Source organism: Caballeronia arationis, from assembly GCF_001544975.2.
In the GTDB taxonomy this organism is placed as follows: Bacteria; Pseudomonadota; Gammaproteobacteria; order Burkholderiales; family Burkholderiaceae; genus Caballeronia; species Caballeronia arationis.
In genome coordinates this window covers 1-6469 of the sequence record NZ_FCOG02000222.1, presented here as the reverse complement: position 1 = coordinate 6469, position 6469 = coordinate 1, and the positions used below count along the sequence as shown (strand labels likewise).

The 6469-nt window shown below is 59.3% G+C and carries 5 protein-coding genes and 2 pseudogenes; 6 read left to right on the top strand and 1 reads right to left on the bottom strand.

Going from position 1 to position 6469, the window contains the following annotated elements; translation table 11 throughout:
- Positions 1-811: 811 nt before the first annotated feature.
- Positions 812-1089, top strand: a pseudogene (locus AWB81_RS47715) (DDE-type integrase/transposase/recombinase); the annotation flags it as partial.
- 166 nt (positions 1090-1255) lie between these two features.
- The gene (locus AWB81_RS39475) at positions 1256-2290 is read left to right on the top strand and encodes an AraC family transcriptional regulator (protein WP_062643694.1); all 1035 of its coding nucleotides are present in this window, start codon (positions 1256-1258) and stop codon (positions 2288-2290) included.
- A gap of 436 nt (positions 2291-2726) precedes the next feature.
- Here AWB81_RS39475 and AWB81_RS39470 read toward each other — a convergent pair whose 3' ends face one another.
- Positions 2727-4019, bottom strand: coding sequence for a glycosyl hydrolase (locus tag AWB81_RS39470; RefSeq protein ID WP_062643692.1), 1293 nt, complete (start codon positions 4017-4019; stop codon positions 2727-2729).
- A gap of 373 nt (positions 4020-4392) precedes the next feature.
- Between AWB81_RS39470 and AWB81_RS45320 the strand changes: the two genes are divergently transcribed.
- The 4 genes and pseudogenes from AWB81_RS45320 (at position 4393) to AWB81_RS39455 (ending at position 5958) form a co-directional block, all read left to right on the top strand.
- A complete protein-coding gene (locus tag AWB81_RS45320) occupies positions 4393-4746 on the top strand; it encodes a hypothetical protein (RefSeq protein ID WP_097189771.1) in 354 nt (117 codons plus the stop codon).
- Between the two features lie 29 nt (positions 4747-4775).
- A complete protein-coding gene (locus tag AWB81_RS39465) occupies positions 4776-5048 on the top strand; it encodes a beta propeller repeat protein (RefSeq protein WP_062643690.1) in 273 nt (90 codons plus the stop codon).
- Positions 5029-5223: pseudogene (locus tag AWB81_RS39460) on the top strand (transposase); the annotation flags it as partial. The gene AWB81_RS39465 and the pseudogene AWB81_RS39460, both read left to right, overlap by 20 nt.
- Before the next feature lie 549 nt (positions 5224-5772).
- A complete protein-coding gene (locus AWB81_RS39455) occupies positions 5773-5958 on the top strand; it encodes a hypothetical protein (RefSeq protein ID WP_062643688.1) in 186 nt (61 codons plus the stop codon).
- Positions 5959-6469 lie beyond the last annotated feature (511 nt).

The following is a 6469-nucleotide window of genomic DNA, read 5'->3' as shown; positions in this document are numbered from 1 at the left end:
TCTGGATTCACAGCCGCCCCGCGGTCAGCCGCGCGTATTTGCGCATCAAGCGCTGAAGTCGCGCGCCGGGGATCGATGGTGACGACGGCCTTGCCGGTGTACCCCGATGCCCCGATCGCTTAGGATGAACTGCCGCCGACTGAGGCGGCAGCTCAATGGCTGATCAAGATTCAAAGCGTCTGCCGTTGTATATAGGATAGTCCGTGCTTGTCTCACCTTCTTATGTTTGAGCGCTCTTCGTCAAGATGCACACTCTGATTTTAGAAATGCACCTTGGTGGAGTCAAGCCCAGTCCCCATCCTATAAAAAGCCTTCAGACCCAACTTGCGAGCATCGTATCGATGCTTGCTGGAACCAGCGTCACCCGTCAGCCGTTCGTCTTGAGGCGCTAACTTTCGCCACCTCGCCCCGCGTTTCCAAGACAATCTCCACCGGCCACGCTTTACCAGTTCCGCCTCGACCTCTCCGAGATCATCTCGACGGCCGCTCCTCGACTCCAGGCGAGAGCCGCCGGGCGCCGCCGACATTGCGGGCAGTCAAGCGCTCAGGTTGCTGCAGTGCTCTTTTTTCGAGTTCCTGCCGGCGCAGGATTGGATGCCTACCGCCCTCGGGAACCACCCAAGTTCCGCCCGGGCTGAAACCCCACGTCGGCCCGAAACTCGAAGCCGTGCTCGTTTGAGCGGTCGTCAATCCATTCGCGGCGAGCACCGGTGCGCCCCTTAGCACCCTCTCCGTCGCGCCGGAGATCTGCATGTCCCGGAAGACGTCGTTATGACATTGTCTTGCTGTCCGTGTTGCGGAAGATGGCGCGCTGACGAAACCGAAATCGCAGTATCGCCGTCACAGTTTTCCTGCCGGCGTCACCCGTTGCGCCATCCGCTGGTACGAGACGATTCGATACTGGTGCGATAAGTTCGGCGCAGGGTTTGCTCATCGTGTGCAAGCGCTGCTCCGCAAGCCGGGCTGTACATGGCATTTTGATGAAATGTTCGTGACACTGCTGGGCGAGTGTACCTGCTATGGCGTGCGGTCGACGAGCACGCCGCCGCACTCGACGTCCTGCTGCAAAGGCGGCGCGACAAGGCGAGCGTCGCATGCGCGGCTTTTGTGATCCGAAACGCACGCAGGCATTTTCCCATCGGGCGAGGGGCAAATCACCTACCCGAATCCCCTCCACGTGGACTTGGTATTCGTCTGGATAATTCATATCATATTAAGATCGCCGTCGCGGGTTAACGCCAATTACAGACTGCACATGACCCAAGAAACGTTTCTAGCCAACTTTGGCCTGGTCGGCCTACGCCTCATTGAGAAATATAATCTCAATCGGCGGGAGTTTGCGGAGTGTCTCGGACTTGCCGCAACGGAAGTGCCGGAAGTTGGCGCGCGTTTGCCGGCCTCGATCGTCGATGCGGGCTTCAGCAAAGCGATGTCTCTCATCCCCGAGACGGCCTTCGCCTTGCGTGCAGCAGAGTGCTGGCATCCTTCGTTGCTTGGTACGCTCGGTTATGCATGGCTTTCCAGTGGCTCGCTTCGTACTGCCCTTGAGCGGATGCAGCGCTTCATTCATATCGTGGCGGAGAGCGCGCAGTTGCTTTGCGTCGACACCACCGAAGGACTCCAAGTGGAGTACGAAACTGGCCGAGGCAACACGCCGCTGGGGCATACCATCGCCGATTTTGGGTTATCTCTGGTCGTCGCCATGTGTCGAGCCAATCTTGGTGACACCCTGAACCTGAAATCGGTTTGCCTTAAGCGCCCGACGCCAGGGGACATAGCACCGTATGAACAATTTTTCGCGTGCAAGTTGACCTTTGGTGCGACAAAGGACTGTTTTGTTATCCCGTGGGCAGTAGCAGACTTGAGGCTTCCCACTGCAAGCCGTGAGCTCGCCAGCATCTTCGACGACATCCTCGTCGGCGAGCTAGCTCGCACGCCTGGCGCGGATCTGGGAAGCCGCTGCAGGAGTTTCATTCTCCAAAACATCACGTCCGGCGAGCCAACGAAAGATCGGCTCGCAGAGGCGATGGCGATGAGTTGCAGGACACTGGAGCGCAAGCTCGCCGAACAGGGAATGAGCTATCGCTGCATCCTCGACAAGGCTCGCCACGAACTCGCTCTCAGATACCTGGACGACGCCGGAAAGTCGGCAATTGAGATTACATTCCTTCTCGGATTTTCGGAGCAAAGTGCGTTTACCCGTGCATTTAAACGATGGCACGGCCTTTCGCCGACCCAGTATCGCGATTTGACCCGAGGTGCTGGAAGGCCGATCGAGGGCGCAAATTGATCGGTGACGCTTCTTCCACGGTTTCCGCCGTCTTGAGTGCGTTGCCTGTCGCGGCACGTGACGCGGCTCGGCTTCCGCCGGCGCCCTTTTCTCGAGGCTTCATACCCCTCGGCGATCAACTTGAACACGTTGGTTTTGGCCTGGTCCTCCGCACATACGACTGCTCATCGAGCGTGATCAAATCGAACTGGTCAAGCTTCGCTCTCCCACGCCAGGTTGCCGCGCGAAGGAGCTCTATCAGAGCGCTCTTTGGCCCCTCCGCCCGGGAGCTCGGTCGCCAGATTGTCGAAACCGCAAGGCACGAGGTTGGCCGGGGCGCACGCAAGCGTGCGATGCACGCTAGAGCAGAGGGTGAATGCATTCGGATGCATTTGATCCTTGCAGCGCACCCGAACAATGACTGTTTCGGGTGGCGAAGCACAAGGAGTGGTGGACTTCAGGAAACCGGATTGGCCGCGACGAAGTTCTTGAACGCCGTGTACGCCGGCGTCTTCGTGACGCCATCCCCCAGGATCAGGCCATAGTTGGGGTCGATCACGCAGTACATCATGACCGACTGGAGGTTGTACTTGTCCTTGATCGAACGATATTCCGTGAGTGCCGTGGTCACATAGTTCGCAGCGGCAGCGCCCTGGTCGGCGGAACCGGACCAGCCCCATTCCGTCAACCAGATCGGCTTGCCGAAGGAATCCTTGAGCACTTGCAGAACGTCAACGCACGAGTTGTTGTTCCAGCCGCAGAGGACGTCACCCGAGCTGTGATACCAGTGATACGTCGTGAAGTCCCAGGTCAGGGGTGTCGCGCCGGCCGCACCGGCGGTCGTGCCGTTCGGGCTGACGCCGCGCCACAGCATTTGCAGCGCACCGTAAGCCATCGGAATGCCCACGTTCACACCGCAATTGATGGTGGGGTCGATGGCCTTCACGCCGTCGATCATGCCGCGGATCACGCCACGGAACGAGCCCCACATCGTCGGGCTCCAGTGGTTGTACTGGCTGCCGTTGCCGCTGATCTTGAGTGGCACGTCGAGTTCGTTGCCGCATTCAATGTACTTCACGAGGCCCTTGAGCGGCTTCGTGCAGTTCACGCCGAGGTTGTAGCCGAGCGTGTAGGAGGTGGACTCGGAGGCGTTCGGATCCCAGCCACAGGAAAGCGGGTTGAGCACGGGCAGGATCGACACGCCGCTGTTCTTGAACGCACCATTGAGCGCATCCGCGAGCACCTGGGCCATGCCGCCGCTCGCGACGTCGGCACGATAGTTGGTGACGCCGAGGTCCTTGAGGATCGCGAGCTGCGCAGCCGCGCTCAGCGTCTTGTAGACGCCGCTGTTGTAGGCCATGTGGCCGTTCATGCCGTAGAAGAGCGGCGTGGAGGCGGTGGACGTGTTCGTGCGTGGATCGGTTGTCGTTGCCCATGAGCTGCCGCTGTTCTTGTACCACGTGCCCGCCGAGTTCTGCGCGTAGATCATGCCGCCGAACCAGAGGAGAAGCGTAAGCGGGTTGGGCGAGCCCGTCGCAACGGACGCTCCGTTCTTCGTCACGCGGCTGCTCAGGAGCGTCCACGTGTTACCAGTGCTGTCGACAATCGACGTAGCCGGCGGGGTGACCGTGCCGTCGGGCGAAGCGGACCCGGCGGCCACCTTGCTTACCCCCGCGACGTCTGCGTCGACATCGGCCGCGCCGCTGCCGCACGCTGCGAGCGTCGCGCTTCCGACGCCGGCAAGCATCATAGTCAGGAAATGTCGACGCGAAAAGGATGACTTATTACCTTCGGACTGCTTATCACAAGAGTTATACATTTTAGGTGGCTTAGGCTGAATAGTTTTTCGGGTTGAGGTTTGTTACGAACGGCTTTCAGTTTGCCGTCTTGTCCCGCGTGATACTTGACTTGGGGCGCCAATCGTTTGGCCGTTGGCGCCCCATCGATCGTACTTTTGCGGGCCACATGCATCGCCGCCGTCTGGGCCAGGAATTACCGAACAGCAGGTGAAGACGCGACGCGAGGATCTGTCGCAATAACGCGTCGAGTACCGTGAGCCGTGTGCGGATTCAACCGGTCGATGCAACACAATCGAAGCTGCGTAAGCGGCGGGAGTGTTGCAAATGAAGCAGAGACCCCGGATCTATTACACATGCGCCGCTCCGGCGGCCCGCACGAGGAGGGCGCGATGGAAAAGAAGCAGCAAGGTCCTGGCGGCACGCACGGCATGGGGGCTTGGCGGCGGCGACGGCGATCACGGTGGTGACGACGGCTATCCGCGAGAGCACCACGACGATCCCAACGAGCATCTTGAGATCGAGCGACGCCGCTTCCGTGGCGGCCTGCCGCCGACACCGGTGCGTTATGCGCTTGCACGGGAGCATTGGTATCGGCTAACCGGTGCGCTGGTAAGGCCGCCGATGGATTCGCCCGTCGGCACGCCTTCACTCGGTTCGGCGCCGCCGAAGCACGGGTAACGTCCGACCACCCAATGGGGAGGTGAACGATGAGCCTGAATGGAACCGTCTGGGCGCCCATCGGCCCGAGCCCCATCGATCAGGGGGCGATCAGTGCGAACGGCCAGGTCACGGCCATCGCAGTGCATCCAAACAATCCGAACGTCATCTTAATCGGCACGGCATGGGGAAGTGTCTGGCGCACGCGTGACGGCGGCGCTACGCGGACGCCGATCTTCGACCAGGTGCCTTCGCTCGGGATCGGCGGCCCCGCAGCCATCGCGATCGATCCGACTAACACCAGTGCGCAGAAGAACCGTTGAACATGTCTTCGGAACGTTCAAGCATTGGATGGGCTATACGCACTTCCTGATGCGCAGGTTACCCAACGTAGGTACCGAGATGAATTTGAACGTACTCGCCTACAATCTCGCTCGAGTGCTAAGAATCCTAGTCTTCAAGAAGACGATGAAGGCGATGCGACAGGTGGGTGTGTGACCACCCCGTAGATCCTGAGAAACGGTCCTTAAGCTCGTCCAAAAGGCAGAGGCTCACTTTCTCGTCTTCGCCGTGATAACCGCAAAGGCAACCAAGCGCGCCTCGCGGGTCAGCGGTCAAGCATCGCATTAGATGTCCATCAGGTTTCCACACGGCCTGGGTCGGTACGGCCGACCGCGTGAGACAGCACCCGGCCATGTTCAGCCGGTCGCCCGCTCACTCGGCCAGACATTCAAAAGTCGCTTTCATGCTGAAGCTGCCGCTCGCCTTGCTCCGTGACTCGGAAACGTAGGCGGACCGCATGTGTCGCGATCTAACCCACAGCGCTAGACGAAGAGTTGGATCCGAGCCACCGGTCGCCACGCACGTCTGTCTACCAATTCGCACTGGTCGCCATTAAAAATCCAATATTTTCAACTAGTTGTGTGACCGCTTATCGCGGTGCCACCGTTTGGCACGTACTTTGCGTTAATTCTCATCGAGGAGTGACGACGCCCTCAAGACAAGCTCTGACATTCCTGACTGACTAATTACCCTTGGAGAATCGAAATGAACGCGCTGGTAATCAAAGACCTCCCCGTAGCCGTCGAGATGGATCGTACTGCAATGACCGCCGTCAGCGGCGGCAGGTTGCCGCAACAGATCGTGAACATCATCCAGGCCGTTGGCGACTATGCAAATGACGCTCCTACCCAGCACAGTTTTACTGGCAGCGGGGCTTCTGTGACGTACTAACAGAAACACGTGATTTCGTAGCTCAAGGCCCCGCCAACGAGGGGCCTCTTTGAATTCGCTTCCGGTGACTTTATCTGCGCTGCCCCGATACCGATCGTTCAGCCTCAACTCGACAGGTTCTTGTGAAGCGTGAGCATTCTTTCTGAGGGCATTGCGACCGTTTTCTTGTTGACGATCGATGAGGTACTAGGCTTCCAGTTCCTCACCAAACATGCTCAATTTTTCTGTTCGCAAAACTACGGACTCCCACGCGGACCGCGGACGCGAAACACCATGACGACCGAGGTGCCAGCACCTTGTTGGCTTAAGCCGCCGTCGGCGTGGCGACCGGCCAGCGGCGGCTAAGTCGAATAGATGTTCGCGAAAATGCCACTTAAACGCACGGACCGGTTAGTTTTCTGTCAGTGAGAGCGCGCAGCTTGATTGGCCGTTGAGGGTGTGCGCCGTGAAAAGGTGGCGCTTTCCAGTGGGTGTAAGTCCCACCCGGCAAATGCTCCAGCCGGAAGCAACC

Excerpts from the sequence above, each read along its gene's own strand:
- AWB81_RS39475 (WP_062643694.1), top strand. The coding sequence starts at position 1,256 with ATGACCCAAGAAACGTTTCTAGCCAACTTTGGCCTGGTCGGCCTACGC.
- AWB81_RS39470 (WP_062643692.1), bottom strand. The coding sequence starts at position 4,019 with ATGATGCTTGCCGGCGTCGGAAGCGCGACGCTCGCAGCGTGCGGCAGC.
- AWB81_RS45320 (WP_097189771.1), top strand. The coding sequence starts at position 4,393 with ATGAAGCAGAGACCCCGGATCTATTACACATGCGCCGCTCCGGCGGCC.
- AWB81_RS39465 (WP_062643690.1), top strand. The coding sequence starts at position 4,776 with ATGAGCCTGAATGGAACCGTCTGGGCGCCCATCGGCCCGAGCCCCATC.
- AWB81_RS39455 (WP_062643688.1), top strand. The coding sequence starts at position 5,773 with ATGAACGCGCTGGTAATCAAAGACCTCCCCGTAGCCGTCGAGATGGAT.